Source organism: Thermodesulfomicrobium sp. WS, from assembly GCF_027925145.1.
GTDB lineage: Bacteria > Desulfobacterota > Desulfovibrionia > Desulfovibrionales > Desulfomicrobiaceae > Thermodesulfomicrobium.
Map to the genome: position 1 here is coordinate 1,884,668 of NZ_AP027130.1, position 21,382 is coordinate 1,906,049.

Sequence of the window (21,382 nt, forward strand, 5' to 3'; positions counted from 1 at the left end):
TCCGAGCATACCCATTACGGAGCGACCATGAGCCCTATCCAGCATCTTTACCCTGACGAAGTGGAAGACCTGCAGCGCAGTCGGCGCGAAGGGGACTATCTCCTCATCGACGTGCGCCAACCGGAGGAATACGCCCAAAGCCACATCCCCGGCGCCCGACTCCTACCCTTGCCGGCGCTCGAAGACCGCCTTGCCGAGATCCCGGCAGACCGCGATGTGATCTTCTACTGCCGCTCCGGCAGCCGGTCCTCGGTGGCGGCAGCGCTCCTTGCCGAAGGGCAGCGCGGGCGGACCGGGGCCATCGGCAACTTGGTGGGCGGTATTCTGGCCTGGGAAGGCCACGACATCCGCCACATCCCCCATCTGGAGACCTTCCCGCGGGATCTGCCCATGCACCAGATCCTCTACCGGGCCATGAATTTAGAAAAAGGCGCGCACCTCTTTTACCTGGATCTCACCGAAGAGACGCAGTGGGCAGATCTGGCCCGTGAGCTGGGGGACGTGGAGCGCCGCCATGCGCGAGCCCTGTATGGCTTTTGGGTGCGCCACCACCCGGCCCAGGATCACGAACCTTTCGACGCCCTGTTCGAACGCATGGACGGCAATGTCATGGAGGGCGGCAAACCCATGGCCGCGTGGCTTGCCCAGCTCCACGAGCAGGCAGTGGATCGGCGGCTGCGGCTTTTGGAAGTGGCGTGCGAAATCGAATACCACGCCTACGACCTCTACCGCACCCTGGCGCACCGCGCCCCGGCAGGCAGCGAAGAAGAACAAGCCTACCTCACTTTGGCAAACCAGGAAAAAGCCCATATCCGTATCGTCACCAAGGCGCTCACGACCCATCCATGATGCTGCGCGAGCGATGGATCATCACCGGCGGAGTCCAGGGAGTGGGGTTTCGCCCCTTTCTCTACCGCTGCGCTGTCGAAGCCGGAGTCACGGGAACGGTGGCCAATACCAGCCAGGGCGTCTGCCTGGAAATCCAGGGTTCTGCCGGGCAATTGGCGCAGTTTGCCGCCCTCTTCGAAGCCAATCTCCCGCCCCTGGCCCGGGTGGAGACCTGTACCCGCACCGCGATCTCCCCAGTGTCCGAGGAGTCGGCCTTCCGCATCCTGCAAAGCCAGGGCGGAAGCGGCCATAGCGTGCGCATCAGCCCGGACGTGGCCTTGTGCACCGATTGCCTGCGCGAAATCCACGACCCCCAGGACCGCCGTTTCGGCTATCCGTTCACCAATTGCACCAATTGCGGGCCGCGCTACACCATCACCCGTTCCATCCCCTACGACCGGGCCACCACGTCCATGGCCTGCTTTCCCCTCTGCCCCCAGTGCCAGGCCGAATACGCCAACCCGCTCAACCGCCGCTTCCATGCCCAACCCAACGCCTGCCCGGTGTGCGGCCCGCGACTGTGGCTGCAGACCGCCGGCGGCGATCTCCTGGGCCAGGGGGCGGACGCGTTGCGACTTGCCGCCCGTACGCTGGCGCAAGGCGCCATTGTCGCCATCAAGGGTTTGGGCGGATTCCATCTGGCCGTGGATGCCCGCAATGCCGCCGCCGTGAAGCGCCTGCGCGAGCGCAAGCGCCGCAAGGCCAAGCCGCTGGCGGTGATGGTGGAACACCTGGAAGCGGCCCAAGGCATCGCCTGGGTCTCTCCTGCGGCCAAGACCCTGCTCACCGGCCCAGAACGCCCCATCGTCATCCTCAAGGCCCGACCGGAGGCGGACCTCGCCCCAGGACTTTCCCCGGACACGGCGGAGATCGGGGTCATGGTCGCCTACACCCCTTTGCATGTGCTGCTCCTTGCCCAGGTCTCGGCCCTGCAAGGGCGCCCCGCAGTCCTGGTCATGACCTCGGGCAATTTCAGCTCAGAGCCCATCGCTCTCGGCAACCGCGAGGCCCTGCAGCGCCTTGCCCCCATTGCCGACGTTTTTCTCCTCCATGACCGCGACATCCTCATCCGCTGCGATGACTCCGTGGTACGCCCCATGCGCACCGAGAGCGGCACGGAAGCAATCCACTTCTTGCGCCGCGCCCGAGGCTACACGCCGGCCCCCATCCCCCTGGCTGACGACGGCCCATGCACCTTGGGGGTGGGGCCGCTGCTCAAAAACACCCTGACCGTGACCAAGGGCACAGGGGCCTACGTGTCCCAGCACATCGGTGATCTGGAAAACCTGGAGACCCTTACGTTTTTCGAGGAGATGGCCGCGCATCTGCCGCGCATCCTCCAGGTCACGCCCACAGCGGTGGTGCACGACCTGCACCCGGACTTCCTCTCCACCCGCTACGCCCAAGGCTGCGGCATCACTCCCTGTCTGGCCCTCCAGCACCATGTGGCCCACATCCACGCCGTATTGGCGGAAAACCACGCCCACGGACCGGCGCTGGGGCTCGCCCTCGACGGCGCAGGGCTCGGCGACGACGGCACCATCTGGGGCGGAGAAATCCTCCTGGTGGAGACCCGCCCCCCGCGCTACACCCGCCTGGGGCATTTGGCCCCAGTGGCCCTTCCTGGAGGAGACGCCGCCAGCCGGGAGCCCTGGCGCATGGCCCTCGCCTTTGTCCACGCCCTGGGGCTCGCCGCGGAAGATCTCCCCTGGCCGTGGCTTGCCCACCACACGCCCGGGCACCGCATGGTGCTCCAGATGCTCTCGCGCCAGGTGCGCTGCCCCCAGACCACCAGCTGCGGACGCCTCTTCGACGCCGTGGCCGGGCTCCTGGGGCTATGCTTCGTGCAGGAGTACGAAGGCCAGGCCGCCATCCGCCTGGAGCACCTCCAAGACATGGCCGAGACCGCGGCCTACACATTGCCCTGCTCCAGCTCTCCACCCTGGGTACTGGACAGCCATGCCCTCTTTGCGCAAGTCTATGCAGACTGGCGGCAGGGGGTCCCGGCCAGCACCATTGCCCGCCGCTTCCACCTCGGACTGGTGGAAGGCTTCGCCACCGCCCTGGCGCGGGCCAAGGCGGACACCGGCTGCACCACGGTGGCGCTCAGCGGCGGCGTGTTCCACAACGCCACCATAGCCAGGCTCCTTCCCCCTGCCCTTGCCCGCCGCGGGCTGACGGTGCTCACCCACCGCATGCTCCCCCCCGGTGATGCCTGCATCAGCCTCGGCCAGGCGGTCTACGGCCGCCTCTGGCTGGCTCAAAACACATAGGGGAATACCATGCCATTTTCCATCGCCAACCTCGTGCGCCGCCTCTGGCAGACCATCGATCTCACCCGTCGTATCCTCGTCAACGCTCTGTTCGTGCTCCTCGTGGCAGGCATCCTGCTTGCGGCCCTTGCCGATCGCACCCCCCAAATCCCCGACGCAAGCATCCTGCGCATCGAGCTCGCCGGCCCCCTGGTGGAAGAGACCCCAGAGCCCACGGGCATGGAACAGTTCCTCAGCCAGCTTGCCCCGCACATCACCCGGCATGCAGCCACCCGCGTCACTGACGTGGTGCGAATACTTCGTGCTGCAGCCCTCGACCCACGCATCGCCCTCATCGAGCTGGACACCCGGGACGTGGAGGCGGATCTGGCCAAACTCCACATCCTCGCCCAAGAAATCCGCCTCCTGCGCCAAAGCGGCAAGCCGGTATGGACCTACAGCGAGTTCTACACCCAGCCCGCCTATCTCCTGGCTGCGGCCTGCGACCGGGTGAGCCTGCATCCCTTGGGCGGCGTGCTCCTCACCGGCTTCGGCTTCTACCCCCTGCACTTCAAGAAATTGCTCGATGACCTGCGCATCGACGTCACTCTGCTGCGGGCCGGCACCTACAAGTCCGCGGCCGAACCCTTGGTGCGCGACTCCATGTCCGAAGAGACCCGTAGCGCCACCCGCGCCTGGCTCGAGACCTTGTGGCGGGCCTTCCGCATGGATATCGCCGCTTCACGCAACATCCCCGCCGAAGCCATCCACCACTACGCCCAGGGCCTCGACCGTTTGGTGGTGGAGGCCAACGGCGACGCCGCCCTCGTGGCCCGCCGCCAAGGCCTGGTGGACGCCGTGGAGACCTCCGCCGCCTTCCAGGCCGCCATGGCCAAACATCTCGGGCGCGACGACCCCAAAGATCTCTCCATCGTGAGCATGGAAGCATACGCCGCCACCCTCTCCCCTTCCCAACCCCAAAAGGACGCCGTGGCCGTGGTGCGCGCCCAAGGCCCCATCGTGCCGGAAACCGACGGCACCGATGCCATTGCCGCAGACGCCCTGGTGGAGCGTCTGCAAAGGGCTGCAAGCGATCCACGCACCCGCGCCCTGGTCCTGCGCCTCGACAGCCCCGGCGGCAGTGCCGCGGCCGCCGAAGACATCCGCGCCGCCCTGGCCCGCATCCGCGACACCGGCATGCCGGTGGTGGTCTCCTTCGGTGCCATGGGGGCCTCCGGCGCCTACTGGATCGCCACCGCCGCCACCCGCATCCTGGCCGAGCCCATGACACTCACCGGCTCCATCGGCGTTTTCGCCACCATACCCAACCTGACCCGAGCCGCCCAACGCCTGGGGATCACCAGCGACGGTGTAGGCACCACCGAACTGGCGGACCAGGCCAACCCGTTGCGCCCCTTGTCCTCCCGCACCACTGCCGCCCTGGAGGCAAGCCTCCAGCACAGCTATCGCCGCTTCCAAGACCTGGTGGCCCAAGCCCGGGGGTTTGACGCCAGCACCACCAGCCGCCTTGCTCAAGGACAGGTATGGACCGGGGAAGAGGCCAAAGACCTGCGCCTGGTGGATGCCGTGGGCGGCGAGGACTTGGCGGTCACCATGGCTGCGACCCTGGCCGGCGTGCCCAACGCCCCTGCCCTGGAATTTCGGCCCGAGCCGCAGCCCATGGACCTCCTCTCCACCCTGGTGCACAGCCATGTCTTCGCCCCGGACATCCGCCTGCTTGCCCCCCTCTCCCCCCTTGCCCGCACCTTGGCCCGCGGCGGGATCTTTGCGTGGGCTGCGGAGCTCTCCACTGGGTGGACGACCCATTGAAAACACCGCACGCTTGAGCGTCCTTCTGGCTTTCCAATGAAAATCATTTGATTTTTTTTTGAAAGCCCGCTGTCTTGCCAAGCGCGCCGCGCCGCCCTAGGAAAAACCGCTTTCCCAATCGCTCTATCCATTATCGAGACTTCTATGCCCCAAAAAGGACCTCATATTTCCCTTGCCCCGGAACGCCTGGTCAAACGCGTCCTGGGCCTGCCTTTGGAGGAATTTCAAACCTGGCCGGAATATTTGCAGCAACTGGCCTTGGATCTGGCGGAAGAGCTCTTCATCATCCGCTACAACCCCTTCATCGACCCCAAGCTGGTCAAAAAGAGCGTCTTTTCCCGGCTCGACAGCGAGCGCGCGGCCCTCACCACCGAATACTACCGCGAGCTCAAAGGCTGTCTCACGCGATTCTGGAAGGGGTTCGAACTGGATCAGGCCTTCAAGGCCAAATTGGAGGCACGGCTGCGCGGCTTCCTCGAGGCGCACCAAGTGGTGACCGAGCCCAATAACCTCATAGAGTGCTCCACCGACGCCACGGACCTACGCATGGAACTGCCTGCCGCGGTGGTGTTCCCCGAGACCACCCAGCAGGTGCAGGCCATCGTCCGCCTGGCGAACGAGATGAGCTTTCCCATCGTGCCCCGCGGCGGTGGCTCGGGGCTCACCGGCGGCGCGGTGCCAGCCAAGCCCCGCACGGTCATCGTGTCCTTAAGCCGCCTCAAATCCATCCTCGACATCAACCCCAAGGCGCGCACCATCACCGTGCAGTCCGGGGTCATCACCCTCACCGCCATTCAGGCCGCGGCCAAGCATGGGCTGCTCTTCACCGTGGACCCGGCCTCCAAGGCGGCCTCTTCCGTGGGCGGCAATGTGGCGGAAAACGCCGGCGGGCCCTTTGCCTTCGAATACGGCACCACCCTGGACAACATCCTCGCCTACCGCATGGTGCTGCCCACGGGCGAGGCCATCCATGTGCGGCGCAAAGACCATCCCTGGCACAAAATCCTGCCTGACGAGACCGCGATCTTCGAGGTCTTCGATGAATACGGGGCCCTCAAAGAGACCATCACCCTCAAGGGTGAGGACATCCGCGGCCCAGGCCTGGGCAAAGACGTGACCAACAAGTTTCTCGGCGGGCTTCCGGGGGTGCAAAAAGAAGGGGTGGACGGCATCATCACGGAAATCACCTTCATCCTCCACCCCAAGCCGGCGTACTCCCGTGTGCTGTGTCTGGAATTCTATGGAGATTCCATGCACAACGCCATGCTGGTCATCACCCAGATCGTGGCCTTGCGGGATGCCATCCGCCGCCAGGGGGATGCGGTCAAACTCTCGGCCCTGGAGGAGTTTGGCATCAAGTATGTCCAGGCCATCGACTACGCCAAAAAATCCAAAAAGTTCGATGGGATTCCCATCTCGGTGCTCATCGTCCAGCTCGATAGCGACGACGAGTTCGCCCTGGACGAAGCCGCGGAAAACGTGGTGGCCATCGCCCGAAACTATCCGGGCGTGGACGTATTCGTGGCCCGGGACGCCCAAGAGGCGGAAGTCTTCTGGCACGACCGCCACCAGCTCTCGGCCATCGCCAAGCGCACCAGCGGCTTCAAGATCAACGAAGACATCGTCATCCCCCTGACCGCCATCCCGGATTTTGCCGACTTCCTGGAAGCGCTCAACCTCCACTACCTGGCCCTAGCCTACCGCGACGCCCTGCGGGCCGTCCAAGCCCTGCCCGGTGTGGACGGCGATGACGAATTCATCCGCATGGAAATGGACGTGGCGGCGGGCATCCTGCGTGGCAAGACCTCCAAGGCCGATCTGCCGGAGCAGCAATTCGAACTGCAGACCTTCTACTTCTTCCAGCACCTCAAAGGGAAATACCCCAAACGCACCGAAGAGATCAGCAAAATCTTCGAGGAGATGCAGGCTACCCGCATCATCGTGGCCAACCACATGCATGCCGGCGACGGCAATTGCCACGTCAACCTGCCGGTGAACTCCAACAACCCGCGCATGCTCGCCCGCGCTGAAGAGGCGGTGGAAAAGATCTTCCACAAGGCCACGGAGCTCGGCGGACAGGTCTCCGGCGAGCACGGCATCGGCATCACCAAGATCGCCTTCCTGGCAGAAGAAAAGATCGCCGCCCTGCGCGCCTACAAGCGCAAGGTGGACCCCAACAATATCTTCAACCCCGGAAAGCTCACCCAACGGGACCTGGTGGTGGTGCCCTACACCTTTTCCTTCAACCGCCTCATCCAGGACATCACCAAGACCGCGCTTCCGGGCAAAGAAAAGCTCATCGCGCTGCTCACCAATATCCAGACCTGCACCCGCTGCGGCAAATGCAAGCAGGTCTGCCCCATGTATCTGCCCCAAAAAGGGCTGCTCTTTCATCCGCGCAACAAGAACATCACGTTGGGTGCGCTCGTGGAGGCCATCTACTATTCCCAGCTCCACCACGGGGAACCCGAGGCCAGGCTATTGCGCGAGCTACACCGCATTTTGGAGCATTGCACCGCCTGCGGCAAATGCTTTGCCATCTGCCCGGTGAAGATCCGCACCCAGGACGTCACCCTGCACCTGCGTACCTATCTCGAAGACAAAGGCATGGGCGGCCACCCGTTCAAAAACCGCGTGCTCCATCTGCTTGCCCAGGACCCACAAAAGACCTTGCCCAAAGTGGCCAAGCTGGCAGGCATCGGCGCCATGGTCCAGGACAAGGCCGTGCGCCTGCTGCCGGCCTCCTGGCGCAGCCGCCTGACGCACCCCATGCTGCGCACCGCCACGCCGCAGCTGGAATTTCGCAACCTGAGCCAAACCCTGGGCCTTACCCGCCACAACATCTTCACCCCCAAAGAAGGCGGGTCCAAGGCGGTGCTCTATTTCCCCGGTTGCGGGGCAAGTCTCTTTTACCGCAGCATCGGCCTTGCCGCAGTACGCCTGCTTTTGGGGGCTGGGGTCACGGTGGTGCTTGCCCCGGAGCACCTGTGCTGCGGCTATCCGCTGCTCGCCTCCGGATGCCGCGAGGCCTTCGAGCGGGTGGGACAGACCAACCAAAAAATCCTGGAAAAAACCCTCGCCCAGGCGCAATCGGCAGGCTTTGCCGTGAGCGCGGTGCTCACTGCCTGCGGCACCTGCCGGGAAGGCATCCACGGCTACCGCCTGCGCGGTGCAGGCTCCACGGACGTGGAGCACATGGACGTGACCCAATGGATCGTGCGCCAAGCCGCCTGGACCGCGCCCAGCCCCGGCCCGCTCCTCTACCACGCCGCCTGCCACCAGGAATGGACCGGCGCCCCGGCGCTCAAGGCCGCAGACCTCTATGCCGCGGCCCTCACCCGGATCACTGGGGCAAAGGTACACATCAGCCCGTATTGCTGCGCCGAATCGGGCCTTGGGGCCATGAGTTCTCCAGCCATCTACAACCGCTTGCGCTCCCGCAAGACCGAACAACTGGCCCAGGACCTGGCGGACTACCCCGCAGACCGCCCCATCGTGGTGGGCTGCCCTTCCTGCCGCATCGGCATCGCCCGCTGCCTCGGGGAGATGGGCATCAGCCGGCCCGTGCTCCACACCGTGGAGTTTCTCGCCCAAAGCCTGGATGGTCCGGGCTGGGCCAAAAACCTCCTGCGCCGGATCCGAGGGGCATCCAGCCGTGACGGGGTGTGCACGGTAGCCATGAAGTAGCCATGCGCGTCCTGGGCATCGATTTTGGCATCAAACGCGTGGGCCTCGCCGTGGGCTCCACCCAGACCGGCCTCGTCCGGCCGCTTGGCGTCATCCATCGCACCACCCGCAAGGCCTTGTGGGAGGAACTCCTCGCCGTCATCGCCCGGGAGCAGGTCCAGGCCATTGCCCTGGGCTATCCCGCCCTGGAAAGCGGAGCAGACAGCGAGACCTGCCGCCAGGTGCGCAACTTTCGTGACCATCTGGCCCGGCACACGCCGCTGCCCATCACCCTCGTCAACGAAGCCTACACCACGGCCGAGGCACTGCAGCGCCTGGCCGAGGCCGGGATTCCGGCCTCCCGGCGCCAGGAGATGCGCGACGCCATGGCCGCGGTGGGCATCGTGGAGAGCTTCCTTCGCCAATGCTCCGACGCATCAGCCTGATTCTCGCAGGCGGAGCCCTCCTGTGCGCCCTGGCCGGCGCCGGCGCCTGGGGGCTGCACCGCTACCTCACCACGCCCCTGGACCCCGCAGGCCCCCCGATCATTTTTTCGGTCCAGCGGGGCGAAGGCACCGAAGCGGTCATCGCCCGCCTGGCAGAAGCCGGGTTGGTGCGTACCCCCCGCCTTCTTGCCGCCGTTGCCCGCATCGGGGGAAGCAACCTGCGCGCTGGTGAGTTTTCCCTCAGCGCCGCCATGAGCCCCCAGCAAATCCTCTGGACCCTGCGCTTTGGCCCACCAGTGCGCTACCGGGTCACCCTCCCCGAAGGGCTCACCCTGACGCAGACCGCAGCCCGCGTGGCCGAAACCGGGCTCACGTCCGCCGAGGCCTTCCTCGCCCTGTGTGCGGACCCCCAATTTGTCCAAGCCCAAGGGATCCCCGCCCCCAACCTGGAGGGCTATCTCTTTCCCGACACCTACTTCTTCGAGCGTCCCCAAGGCGGCGACCCGCGCCCCCTGGTGGAGGCCATGATCCACCGTTTCCGCGTCGCCACCCGGGACCTGCCCACGGCCCAGGACCCCAAGGCCCTGCACCAGACCGTCATCCTCGCCTCCATCGTGGAAAAGGAAACCGCCCTCCCCGAGGAGCGTCCGCGGGTAGCCGGCGTGTACACCAACCGCCTGGCCCGAGGTATGCTGCTGCAGGCCGACCCCACAGTCCTCTACGGCCTGGGGCCGACCTTCTTGGGCGAGCTCACCACCGCCCACCTGAAGGACACCGCCAATCCCTACAACACCTACGCCCACCCCGGGCTTCCCCCCGGCCCCATCTGCTCTCCCGGGCTCGCAGCACTTCAGGCCGCCGCCAACCCGGAAGCCCACGCCTACCTCTACTTCGTGGCCACCGGCGATGGCGGGCATACCTTCAGCCGCACCCTGGCCGAACACGCCAAGGCGGTGGAGCGCTACCGCCAACGCCGCAACTCCCAAAGCCCAAGACCACGCCCCATGGACGCGGAGGCATCACCATAGCATCCGCCCCAGAAGGCCTAGAGGGCCAAGGCCTCACGCTGTTCTTCCGACTCCACGTAGCGCAGGGCGATCTCCCGCATGGCCTCGTGCTCGGCAGTGAAAACGTCCGTGAGTAGGGGATCGAAATGGGTGCCGCGGCCTTGGGCGATGATGGCCACGGCCTGGGAGTGGGGGAAAGGCGGCTTGTACACCCGGCGGCAGATGAGGGCGTCATACACGTCGGCCAAGGCCATGATGCGCGCCGAAAGCGGGATGGCCTCGCCACGCAGTCCTTCGGGATAGCCGGAGCCATCCCATTTTTCATGGTGATAGCAGGCCACGTCCTTGGCCACCTGCAAAAAGGGGATGGAGCCGAGCTTCTTTTCCACACGGCAGATGACCTCCCGGCCCAACAGGGTATGCCGCTTCATGGCCTCGAACTCCTCGGCGGACAACGGGCCTGCCTTGAGCAGGATGGCGTCCGGGATGCCTACCTTGCCGATATCGTGGAGAGGGCTGGAAAGGACGAGGGACTCGATAAAGTCCTCACCGATAACCTGCGCGAACTGGGGAAGACGCCGGGCGGCAGTGGCGATATGCTCCACGTAGGCCTGTACCCGCTGGATGTGCTCGCCCGTCTCCGGGTCCCGGTATTCCGCCAGGGCGGCCATGCTCTCGATGGTCGCCTGCTGGATGCGCAAGAGCTCCTTGGTGCGCTCGCGCACCAAACGCTCGAGGTTTTCGTTGTGTTCCCGAAGCCTGCGCTGGGTCTGCACCAAAAGCAAATGCGTGCGCACCCGCGCCAGGAGCTCTTCCATCTCGAAGGGCTTGCTCACGTAATCCACCGCCCCCAGGGCAAGCCCATGGGCCTTGTCGTGCGCATCGCTCAAGGCGGAGACCAAAAGCACCGGGATGTCTGCGGTGCGCGGATCCTCCTTGAGGCGGGAAAGCACCGCATAGCCGTCCATATCCGGCATCATGATGTCGAGGAGGATGAGATCCGGACGAAAGCGCACGGCCATGTCCAGGGCCGTCGGTCCATCGGTGGCCACAGCCACGTCGTAATAGTCCCCCAGCATCGCCACCAGCATATCCAAATTGGCGCGAGTATCATCCACGGCCAGGATGGTCTGCTGCTCCATGCCCGCTCTCCTCGTGTTGCATCACCATGTTCCGCAACTGGTCCACCAATTCCCGTGCCCTGTCAAAGGCATATTCCGCAAGGCACCGATCCATCTCCGGGATCACCGCCTCAGCTTCAGGGCGGAAACAGCCCCGAAGCTGCTCCCAGAGCTGACGGGCAGGCCTGGGCCGACGCGCTTCCACGGCCACCGCCAATTGCTCCAAAGCCTGCGCCGGATCGCGCACCCCACACGCCGAAGCGCAGGGAGCCGCCGCAGCGCCTTCTTTTTCGCCCAAGGCACAGCGCACCTCATGGACAAAAGTGGCCAGGGCCTGACGCAACGACTCGTCCACATCGGCATTCCAACTCCCAGAACGCAAGTCCTCTTCCACCTTGCTGGCCGCGGCATACAGGGCCGCAGCCCCGGCGTTTCCGGCAATCCCCCGCAGGGCGTGGACCTTGGCGCGGGCGGCATCAAGTTCCCCCCGCTCCACGAGCGCACGGACTTCCGTATCCAGATCGCGGTACGCCTCCACCATGTCCCCCAGCAGACGCACATACGCCTCGGTGTCGCCGCCCATGCGCTCCACGGCCTCGTCCACCTTCCATCCAGGACGGGAACGCAAAAAGGCAAGCCCCGTGGGTTGGGCCGGCGTGACCTCCTCCGGGCGCTCCTGCCGCTGCACCGGCACGAAACGCCCAAGGACTTCGAAGAGATGGGCGATATTCACCGGTTTGGACACATGGTCCACCATGCCGGCCGCCTGCATGCGCTGCCGTTCTTCCGCCAAGGCGTAGGCGGTCATGGCCACCACCGGCAGGTGGGGAGCGCGGGCGTGAATGCGGCGGGTGGCCTCCAGGCCGTCCATGTCCGGCATCTCCACGTCCATGAGGACCACATCGAAAGGCCGCTGCAGCGCGGCTTCCACCGCTGCAGTACCGGTATCCACCACCTGGACCGAAAGCCCCGCCCCCTCCAAAATCCCTTGAATGATCTGCTGGTTGAGGGGGTTATCCTCCGCCACCAAGACAGTCCCCTGCGCCCGCCAGGCGCCTGCCGCCTGCGGACGCGGCGCGGCCGCCTCCCCCAACAGGGCGGACAGAAGACGTGGAGGCAGCACCGGCCGCTCCAGGACCGCGTCCACCGCCACCTGCGGCCATAGGGGGGCGTCCTGCCCGGAAGAGACCAGCGCCACAAACCGCCCCCCAGGCCGCAAAAGAGCTGCTGCAGCCTGGGCCTCGGAGGCGGAAATCTCGGCGCAGGCCACCACCGCCGCGGCCGGCTCGGACAGCGCCTCTCGGGCCTCCTGGGCCGAAGCCGCCGCCACCGGCCGCAAGCCGAGGAACTCCACCGCCAAGGCCACAGCGGCCCGGATCGCGGGCCGGCAATCCAGCACCACCACGGTGCCGCCAGCCAGCTGCGGCGGCACGGGGATGGCCGCATCCGCCACGTCCCGATCGCATTGGAGGATCACATGCACGCGTGTGCCTTCGCCCAATTGGCTCTCCAAATGGATGGAACCGCCCATGAGCCGCACCAGCTCCGCGGTGATGGCCAGGCCCAACCCCGTGCCCCCATAGCGCCGGGCCGTGGACGCATCCGCCTGCGCGAAAGGCTCCAGCACGCGAGCAAGGTCTTCCGGCCGCATGCCCACCCCTGTATCGCGCACCACCATGCGCAGCCACCAGCCGTCGTCGCCGCGAGGCTCAGCGCGCATACGGATCTCGATTTCTCCCTGCTCGGTGAACTTGGCGGCATTGCCCGCCAGGTTGACGAGGATCTGGGAGAGCCGCAGGCCGTCGGCCACAAGCGTCCATGGCACCGATGGCTCCACGGCCACGATGAGTTCCACGTCTTTGCCGCGCAGCCGCTCGCCCACCACGGTAGCCACGTTTTCAAGCACATCGAAGACCGCCACACTGCTGCGCTCCAAGGTGAGCTTGCCGGCCTCGATCTTGGAGAAGTCCAAGATGTCATTGAGTAATCCCAAGAGGGCCTGGGCTGCCCCTTGGGCCTTTTCCAGATAGTCGCGCTGCTTGGGCGAAAGGGAGGTCTGCAGGGCCAAGTGGAGCATACCCAAGACCGCATGCATGGGGGTGCGGATTTCGTGGCTCATGGCCGCAAGGAACCGGCCCTTGGCCTGACTGGCGGCCTCGGCGGCCTCGGCCAGGGAGCGTGCCCGCTCCATGGCCACACGCAGCTTGTGGTTGGCATCGGCCAAGGCGCGTTCCGCAGCTTTCCGCTCGGAAATATCCACGAGGCATTCCAGGAACTTCTCTTCGCCATGCACCGAAATCCGCCGCACGGAATGGAGCAGGTCGCGCTCTGTTCCATCAGGACAACGAAAAGAGCGCTCAAAGCTCCCCTCGCCCGAGACCGGGCACTGGCCATGGGCCCCAGGGCAAATGGACTGGGAACACTTGTGCCCAATGATGGCGCCCGCCGACATCCCCAAAAGCCGCTCGGCTTCGCCATTGATCCGTTCCACCTCCTGCGTGGCCGCATCCACCACCACAATCCCCACCGGCAGACTTTCCAGCAAGGCCTGCTGGAACTCCACCGATTGCCGCAGCTCCGCCTCCATCTTTTTGCGCGCCGAGATATCCTCGTGCACGGAGACGAAATGGGTCACGCGCCCGGTATCGTCCCGCACCGGGCTGACCATCACCTGCCCCCAGAATACCGTACCGTCCTCGAAACGGTAGGAGAGTTCGCCGCTCCAGGGACGGCCTTGGGCCAAGGCCGCACGCATGGCGGTGACATTTTCTTCACTATAGCCGGAATGCAGGCGAAAGACGTCGTGGCCCACGAGCTCGGAGGCGGCATACCCGGTCATCCGCGTGCATGCGGCATTGGCAAAGAGCACCGTCCCCGTGGTATCCGTCACCACGATGGCCACAGGACTCTGCTCCGCAGCGGCAGAGAGAAAGCGCGTGCGGGCTTCGCTGCGCTGCAGTTGCTCGTTGGCCTCCACCAGGGCCTGACGCTCCCAAGCCAATTGCAAACGGCTCTGATGCAGACGCCACACCAAAACGAGCACCACCACCATGCCGGTCGCCCCCACCGCCACGAGCACGGCAAATTCCCGGGACAAGGCCATGAGCACATCGTCCTGCATGACCTCGAGCAGATACGCCGAGGTCCGACCACGGGAATCTTGCAAGGGGATCGCCGCCACCGCATAGATGGCTTGCCGCAATCGACTCTCCACCACTGCCGCGCTCCCGCGCTCCATGGCCGCACGCAGCACGGGGTTTTCCCTTTGGGTCTGCACCGCCTCCCACCACACCGAGCCGGCGACATTCCAGCCTTGCGGCGGCAAAAGAAAATCCGGCGATAGCGGAGACGGAGCAAAACTCCGCTGCTCTTCAGGCAACACCTGCTCCACGACCTGCTCTCGCCGCACCACCACGCCCACTTCCCGGCCCGGCCCCATCAACTGGCGCATGCCCTGCAAGAGCGCAGGGAGGGACACCACCACCTCCACCGCTCCCACGAAGGTATCTCCTCGCCACAGGGGGAAGACGTAGCGCTGCCCCGCCAAGGCCCGGCCGACTTCAAAGGCCTCCAGCATGCGGCGTTCCTTGAGCAGTGCGGTGACGAGCGGACGCGGCACCTGCGAGAATTCTCCAGAATATTCCGGACGATACATACGCAGAAACGATTCGCCCGAGGCCAGGTGGAATTGGATTTGGCTGGCAAAGCGGTGCCGCAGCTGGTCGTAATGGGGCGCCATGAGCCGGTAGAGCCTGCCGCGGAGCAGGTCCCGGCCCCGGCCCTCCAAGAGATTGGCTTGCAGCAGCGTATCGAGGACTTGCGGCTGCGAGAACACCCCCAAAAAGACCTCCTCGGCGGCATGGCGAAAAGAGGCCACTGCAGCGGCGTAGGCCATCTCGAGCACCCGACGCTGCTCCTCGAGGCGTGCCGCGCGCTTGGTCTGCCACGAATCCGCAAGCGCCAGCACCAAGGCGCCGGCAACGAGCACCGTGACGACCCAGGCCGCATGGCGGTCCAGTATCCGAAAGAGCCGCCGGGAGATCACAACCCCTCCCAGGGGATGGCCTTCACTTCTTCCTTGAGGCGGCGCACCGCATCGAAATCACTATCCTTGGCAGGAACGACCCCAAAGCCCACTTTTTCTCCCCAAGCAAGGCGACCTTCCCGGGCCTGGGCATCGGCCTGCTCCAGAAAGCGCACCAGCGCCTGGCGCTTTTGCGCCGAGACCGTAACGGCGTTGGCCACCAGGGCAAATCCGGGCAACGGCTCGGACTCTGCGCGAATTTGCAAACCAAGCTTCATGAATTTACGGACAATGGCCGTCTTGGCGCCCGCGAGATGGGCCGTTCCCCGCACCACGGCCATGAGGGCGTCCGGATGCGTGCCCGCGTAAAAAAACTGGTTTTGCGCAAGGTTGGATCCGTGGCGGCGAAGGAGGAGGTCCGTCACCAGAAACCCGCAGGTGGACAGCGGCTGGGTCAGGGCGACGCGCCGATCCCGCAGATCGGAAAGCCGCGGGACTTCATCCAGCATGCTCACCAAGGCGCAGGTATAGAAAGGCTCCCCCGAAGCCTCCCGAAAGATCCCCAAGGGCTCGGCCCCAGGGAAGGTGGCGCGAAGCTCCACATACGGCAGCGGCCCCAAGTAGGCGAGATCGATGTGGCCCAAGCGGAATTGCTCCACAAGCTCACCGTAATCGGCCACATACACCATCGTTACCGCAATGCCCAAGGCGCGGGACATGTCCTCCACCATCGGGCGGAATTGCGTTTCCAGCACCTCCCGAGACTCCATGGGCAGCGGCGCAAAACGCAACTCCTCGGCTCGGACGCCAACGCCCAAACCGAGGAGCAGCACAAGGAGGAAGCATATTCGGCGCACACCCATGCCGAGACCTTAGCAGGGCCGGCGAGGGCCTTCAAGGGAAAAGCGCTCCACCAAGACTTCACCCAAGCTACGTTCCGATCGCACCCCAGCTCGGTCTGTGGGCAGCGGCGGCCCGCCTCCTCGAGGTGCCTAATCCGAGGTAATTTCCGTGCCCACTCCAGCCTGGGTGAACATCTCGAGAAGCACCACGTTGGGCACCCGGCCATCGACGATGTGCGCCTTTTCCACCCCAAATTCCAGGGCCTCCAGGCAACACTTGAGCTTGGGGATCATGCCGCCGGACGCCGTGCCGTCGCCCAGGGCGGTCACGGCCTCTCGCCGGGTCATGGACGAGATGAGTTCCCCGCGCAGATCGAGCACACCGGCCACGTCCGTCAGCAGGATGAGCTTCTTGGCCCCCATGGCCACCGCCACCGCCGCGGCCACGGCGTCGGCGTTGATATTGTAGGTCTCGCCAGCGTCGTCGACGCCCACCGGCGCCACCACCGGGATGAATCCGCCCTCCAAGAGGGAACGCAGCAAACTCGCCTCGACGCCCACCACTTCCCCCACCTTGCCGAGGTCGATGATCTCCGGCGGGGCGTCGGCACGCTCCACGGCCATTTCCAGCTTTTGCGCCCGGATGAGGCGGCCATCCTTGCCCGACAGCCCCACGGCGCGGCCACCGGCCAAATTGATGAGGTTGACGATCTCCTTGTTGACCTTGCCCACGAGCACCATCTCCACCACATCCATGGTGGCGGCATCCGTCACCCGCAGCCCTTGGCGAAACTCACTCTCAATCCCCAGCCGCGCAAGCATTTGGCCGATCTGCGGCCCGCCGCCGTGCACGATCACCGGGTGCACGCCAATATAGCGCAAAAGCACCACCGACTCTGCAAAACTTTGCCGCAACGCGGCGTCCTTCATGGCATGGCCGCCATATTTGATGACCACGGTCTTGCCCGAAAAATGCCGGATATAGGGCAGGGCTTCCACCAAAATCGATGCTTTGGTCGCTGCGTCCACGAATTCCACTCCTTAGAGGATATACCGCGACAAGTCGCGCTGCTGGCAGATATTTTTGAGCCGTTCTTCCACATACGAGCGGTCCACGACCACATGTTCGCCGTGGCGCTCCGGTGCCTCGAAGGACACTTGAGCCACGATGGTCTCCATGATGGTGTAGAGCCGACGCGCACCGATGTTTTCCGTCTCTTCGTTGATGCGTTGGGCGAACTCCGCCATGGCGTGGAGGGCATCGTCGGTAAACTCCAAATGCACGCCTTCGGTGGCCAGAAGCGCACAATACTGTTTGGTCAGGGCGTTTTGGGGCTCCGAGAGAATGCGGTAGAAATCGTCCTTGGTCAGCGGCGAGAGCTCCACCCGCAACGGGAAGCGCCCCTGGAGCTCGGGCACCAGGTCCGAAGGCTTGGAGAGATGGAACGCCCCTGCCGCGATGAAGAGGATGTGATCGGTGCGCACCATGCCGTATTTGGTGGACACGGTGCACCCTTCGACGATGGGCAGAAGGTCGCGCTGCACGCCTTCCCGAGACACATCGCCGCGGCTCCTCGATTCCCCGCCGCCGCAGATCTTGTCGATCTCGTCGAGAAAAACGATGCCCGACTCCTGCACCCGTTCCCGGGCAAGCTCATAGACCTTGTCCATATCGATGAGGCGGTCGCATTCGGCATGCACCAGCATCTCGTAGGCCTGCCGCACCCGCATCTTCTTCGTCTTCTTGCGCTTGGGGAACATCTTGGAGAGCATGTCCTGCATGTGCATTTCCATGCCTTCCATGCCGGGGAGGGACATCACCTGCACGTTGGTGGCAGCCTCCACTTCCAGCTCCACCAGGCGGTCGTCCAGTTTGCCGGCCCGCCACAATTCCCGCAGCTTCTCCCGCGTGGACGAAGCCACCTGGGAGTCCGGACCGATGTAGTCCACGCCCGCACTCTCCAACGGCCGGGAGGGCAGCAAGGCGTCCAAGAGCCGCTCCTCGGCCGCGGCCTCGGCACGGCTGCGCACCACGGCTTCCTCTTCCTCACGCACCAAGGCCACGCCGATCTCCATGAGGTCGCGGATAATGGATTCCACGTCCCGACCCACGTAGCCCACTTCTGTAAACTTGGTGGCCTCCACCTTGAGAAACGGCGAGCCTGCGAGCTTGGCCAAGCGTCGGGCGATCTCGGTCTTGCCCACGCCCGTGGGGCCGATCATGAGGATGTTTTTCGGTGCGATCTCCTCGGCCAGTTCCGGGTCCAATTGCCGGCGGCGCCAGCGATTGCGCAAGGCAATGGCCACCATGCGTTTGGCGTCGGCCTGACCCACGATGTATTTGTCGAGTTCCGCGACGATCTCGCGGGGAGTCAATGGGCTCTGGTTCATGTATCGCCTCGGCGCAACGTTTCCACGACCACATGATCGTTGGTATAGACACAGATCTCCGCAGCCACGGCCATGGCCGCCCGCACCACATCCGCTGCAGGCAGGTCCGCATGACGGCGTAAGGCCCGGGCCGCGGCCAGGGCGAATCCTCCGCCCGAACCAATGGCCGCCACACCGTCGTCCGGCTCGATGACATCGCCCTGACCGCTGAGCACCAAGAGCGTGTCCACATCCGCCACCAGGAGCATGGCCTCCAGACGGCGCAAATAGCGATCGCTGCGCCACAGCTTGGCCAGTTCCACGCTGGCGCGCGTCAGATTGCCGCCGAACTCTTCGAGTTTGCCTTCAAATTTTTCCACCAAGGTGAGGGCGTCGGCCGTGGACCCGGCAAACCCACACAGCACCCGGTCGCGAAACAGCCGCCGCACCTTCCGGGCCCCGTGTTTTACCGCCATGGTGCCGCCCAAGGTGATCTGGCCGTCACCGGCCATGGCCACCCCCTGGGCGTCGCGCACCGCCACGATGGTCGTCCCGTGCAGGGCAGATCGTCCGTTGTTCTCCATTTACCACCGCTCCAAAAGTCGTTCCCGTTCCTCTCCATCCCACTCCGCCAGGCCCAAGGCCACCAGGGCGTCCTCCACCAATTGCTCCGGACTGCGGCAGGCTTGGAGCATATGATCCATCACCGCCATGTACAGGGGTTCGCGTTCCCGCAGACAGGCCACGAGTTCCTCCTCCAGGGGGAGGTCACTCAAGGCAGGGCGGCGCGCATCCGGCCCGTGGCCAAGCCGCGCAACAAGCAGCGGGATGTCTGCCGCCAGGTACAGCACCACCGCCTGCCGGCCCCACAGGGCACGATTTTTTTCCGACAGCACGGCCCCGCCCCCCGTGGCCACCACCTTGCCCGGCAGACCGCAGGCGTGCTCCACCGCGGCCTCTTCCGCAGCGCGGAACGCCGGCCATCCGTGCGCAGCCACGAAATCAGCGATGGACACCCCGAGATCCGCTTCCACCAGGTCGTCGGTATCCACGAACGGGCAGGCAAGACGCTCGGCAAGCAGACGGCCCACCGTGGTCTTGCCGCTGGCGCGAAGTCCCACCAGCACGATGTTCTTGCGCTCCAACGAAAACGGCTCCCGCCGAAACTGGCCGGGCCGAAAGGTCATGGTGGCATCCGCTTCCGCCACTTCCACTTTTTTCTTGATGAACATAGCTCCTCCATCCCGAGGCCAGCGCCCCAAGCGTATTGTGCATCCATAGGTCCTCGCCGCTGGCGGGGCAAGGGGGCCGTCACCGCGCCGCCGGACGCGTTGCGGCCTTTCTTGACGCCTCCAGGCTTTTTCCGTAGCCCGAGGCCCTTAGGCCATACGGCCGCACGTTGTTTTTTCCGGAGTACTTCCTTGAATACCGAGACTTCCTCCATAGCCACCGAAGCCCAAATTCTTCGCCACCGCAAAGAAAAGGCCAAGTTTTTGCGCGACGCCGGCATCGCCCTGTATCCCAACGATTTCCGGCGCACCCACCTGGTGGCGGACATCCTCGCCGCCCATGGCGAGGAAGACGCCGCCGCCCTGGAGGCCGCTTCGAATCCCGTGACCGTGGCCGGCCGCATCATGGCCCTGCGCTCCTTCGGAAAGGCCACGTTCTTCCACATTCAGGACGTCAGCGGCCGCATCCAGGTCTATGCCCAGCGCGACGATCTTGGGGCCGATGCATACAATATCTTCAAAAAATTCGAGATCGGGGACATCGTCGGCATCCACGGCACCCTCTTTCGCACCAAGACCGGCGAGCTCACCATCAAGGCGGCCTGGGTGCGGCTCGTCACCAAATCCATGCGGCCGCTGCCGGAGAAATTCCACGGTCTCAAGGACGTGGAGCTGCGCTACCGCCAGCGCTACGTGGACCTCATGGTCAACGAACGCTCCCGCGAGATCTTCCGCAAGCGCACGGCCATCATCCAGTTCATCCGCAACTTTCTCAATGCGCGGGGCTTCCTGGAAGTGGAAACGCCCATGATGCAGCCCATCCCTGGCGGCGCGGCGGCCAAGCCGTTCATCACCCACCACAACGCCCTGGACATGGACCTGTATCTACGCATCGCCCCAGAGCTCTATCTCAAGCGGCTCTTGGTGGGCGGGTTCGAACGGGTGTACGAAATCAACCGCAATTTCCGCAACGAGGGCATCGACACCAAGCATAACCCCGAATTCACCATGATCGAGTTCTACTGGGCCTACGCCACCTACGAGGACCTCATGGACCTCACGGAGGAGCTCTTCGCCTCTCTGGCCCAGGCCGTCACCGGCTCGACGACGGTCACCTACCAAGGCCACGCCATCGATCTGGCCCGTGGGTGGACGCGGCTGTCGTTTCACGAGTCCTTGGAACGCATCGGCAAGGTGGCGCCGGAGACCTTTCTCGACCCCCAGCGCTGCCGGGAATTCGTCCTGCGCCTGGGAGAGCCCGTGGGCAAAGAGGAAAAACTCGGGAAGCTCCAGGCCAAGATCTTCGACAACCTCGTGGAGCCCAACCTCATCCAGCCCCATTTCATCTATGGCTATCCCACGGACATCTCGCCCCTTTCGCGCAAGAACGACGCCAATCCCGACATCACGGACCGCTTCGAGCTCTTCATCTGCGGCCAGGAGATGGCCAATGCCTTCTCCGAGCTCAACGACCCCGTGGACCAGCGGGAGCGCTTCGAAGAGCAGGTGCGCGAGCGCGCCCAGGGCGATGACGAGGCCCATGTCATGGATGAAGACTACATCCGCGCCCTGGAATACGGCATGCCTCCGGCCGCAGGCCAGGGCATTGGCATTGATCGCTTGGTGATGCTGCTCACGGATTCCCCGTCCATCCGCGAGGTCATCCTGTTTCCGCTGCTGCGCCCCGAAGCCTCCTGACCTGGAGCC

14 protein-coding genes are annotated in these 21,382 nt (G+C 64.9%); 7 read left to right on the top strand and 7 right to left on the bottom strand.

Features of this window, described 5'->3' with window-relative positions; genetic code table 11:
* The first annotated feature begins 27 nt into the window (after positions 1 to 27).
* The 6 genes from QMF81_RS09080 to mltG all read left to right on the top strand — a co-directional run bounded on the left by QMF81_RS09080 (position 28) and on the right by mltG (position 10,110).
* Complete coding sequence (locus tag QMF81_RS09080) at positions 28 to 849, top strand: rhodanese-like domain-containing protein (RefSeq protein WP_281750487.1); 822 nt, start codon at positions 28 to 30, stop codon at positions 847 to 849.
* Positions 846 to 3,161 carry a carbamoyltransferase HypF gene (gene hypF, locus QMF81_RS09085; RefSeq protein WP_281750488.1) on the top strand — a complete coding sequence of 772 codons (2,316 nt, stop codon included), beginning with the start codon at positions 846 to 848 and terminating at the stop codon, positions 3,159 to 3,161. Before QMF81_RS09080 ends, hypF begins: the two co-directional genes overlap by 4 nt.
* A gap of 9 nt (positions 3,162 to 3,170) precedes the next feature.
* Positions 3,171 to 4,970 (top strand): signal peptide peptidase SppA, encoded by a 1,800-nt coding sequence (gene sppA / locus QMF81_RS09090; RefSeq protein WP_281750489.1) that lies wholly within the window; start codon positions 3,171 to 3,173, stop codon positions 4,968 to 4,970.
* 144 nt (positions 4,971 to 5,114) lie between these two features.
* A complete protein-coding gene (locus QMF81_RS09095; protein ID WP_281750490.1) occupies positions 5,115 to 8,657 on the top strand; it encodes an FAD-binding and (Fe-S)-binding domain-containing protein in 3,543 nt (1,180 codons plus the stop codon).
* Positions 8,636 to 9,082: a Holliday junction resolvase RuvX gene (ruvX, locus tag QMF81_RS09100; RefSeq protein ID WP_281750491.1), complete on the top strand. Its 447-nt coding sequence runs from the start codon at positions 8,636 to 8,638 to the stop codon at positions 9,080 to 9,082. Before QMF81_RS09095 ends, ruvX begins: the two co-directional genes overlap by 22 nt.
* Positions 9,061 to 10,110 carry an endolytic transglycosylase MltG gene (gene mltG / locus QMF81_RS09105; RefSeq protein ID WP_281750492.1) on the top strand — a complete coding sequence of 350 codons (1,050 nt, stop codon included), beginning with the start codon at positions 9,061 to 9,063 and terminating at the stop codon, positions 10,108 to 10,110. Before ruvX ends, mltG begins: the two co-directional genes overlap by 22 nt.
* Positions 10,111 to 10,127: 17 nt before the next feature.
* On the opposite strand, the gene QMF81_RS09110 is transcribed toward mltG, so the two are convergent.
* The 7 genes from QMF81_RS09110 to QMF81_RS09140 all read right to left on the bottom strand — a co-directional run bounded on the left by QMF81_RS09110 (position 10,128) and on the right by QMF81_RS09140 (position 19,678).
* On the bottom strand, positions 10,128 to 11,231 hold the full coding sequence (locus QMF81_RS09110) for an HD domain-containing phosphohydrolase (protein WP_281750493.1): 1,104 nt from the start codon (positions 11,229 to 11,231) through the stop codon (positions 10,128 to 10,130).
* Entirely contained in the window at positions 11,200 to 15,255 is a 4,056-nt protein-coding gene (locus QMF81_RS09115; protein ID WP_281750494.1) for a PAS domain S-box protein, read from the bottom strand. Before QMF81_RS09115 ends, QMF81_RS09110 begins: the two co-directional genes overlap by 32 nt.
* Positions 15,252 to 16,091: a PhnD/SsuA/transferrin family substrate-binding protein gene (locus tag QMF81_RS09120; protein ID WP_281750495.1), complete on the bottom strand. Its 840-nt coding sequence runs from the start codon at positions 16,089 to 16,091 to the stop codon at positions 15,252 to 15,254. Before QMF81_RS09120 ends, QMF81_RS09115 begins: the two co-directional genes overlap by 4 nt.
* 135 nt (positions 16,092 to 16,226) lie before the next feature.
* The gene (argB, locus tag QMF81_RS09125; RefSeq protein ID WP_281750496.1) at positions 16,227 to 17,114 is read right to left on the bottom strand and encodes an acetylglutamate kinase; all 888 of its coding nucleotides are present in this window, start codon (positions 17,112 to 17,114) and stop codon (positions 16,227 to 16,229) included.
* A 3-nt stretch (positions 17,115 to 17,117) separates the two neighbouring features.
* Entirely contained in the window at positions 17,118 to 18,467 is a 1,350-nt protein-coding gene (hslU, locus tag QMF81_RS09130) for an ATP-dependent protease ATPase subunit HslU (protein ID WP_281750497.1), read from the bottom strand.
* The gene (gene hslV, locus QMF81_RS09135; protein WP_281750498.1) at positions 18,464 to 19,030 is read right to left on the bottom strand and encodes an ATP-dependent protease subunit HslV; all 567 of its coding nucleotides are present in this window, start codon (positions 19,028 to 19,030) and stop codon (positions 18,464 to 18,466) included. The genes hslU and hslV overlap by 4 nt, the downstream gene beginning before the upstream one ends.
* Positions 19,031 to 19,678: a shikimate kinase gene (locus QMF81_RS09140; RefSeq protein ID WP_281750499.1), complete on the bottom strand. Its 648-nt coding sequence runs from the start codon at positions 19,676 to 19,678 to the stop codon at positions 19,031 to 19,033.
* 189 nt (positions 19,679 to 19,867) lie between these two features.
* Here QMF81_RS09140 and lysS point away from each other — a divergent pair, with 189 nt between their 5' ends.
* On the top strand, positions 19,868 to 21,373 hold the full coding sequence (gene lysS, locus QMF81_RS09145; RefSeq protein WP_281750500.1) for a lysine--tRNA ligase: 1,506 nt from the start codon (positions 19,868 to 19,870) through the stop codon (positions 21,371 to 21,373).
* Positions 21,374 to 21,382: the final 9 nt, after the last annotated feature.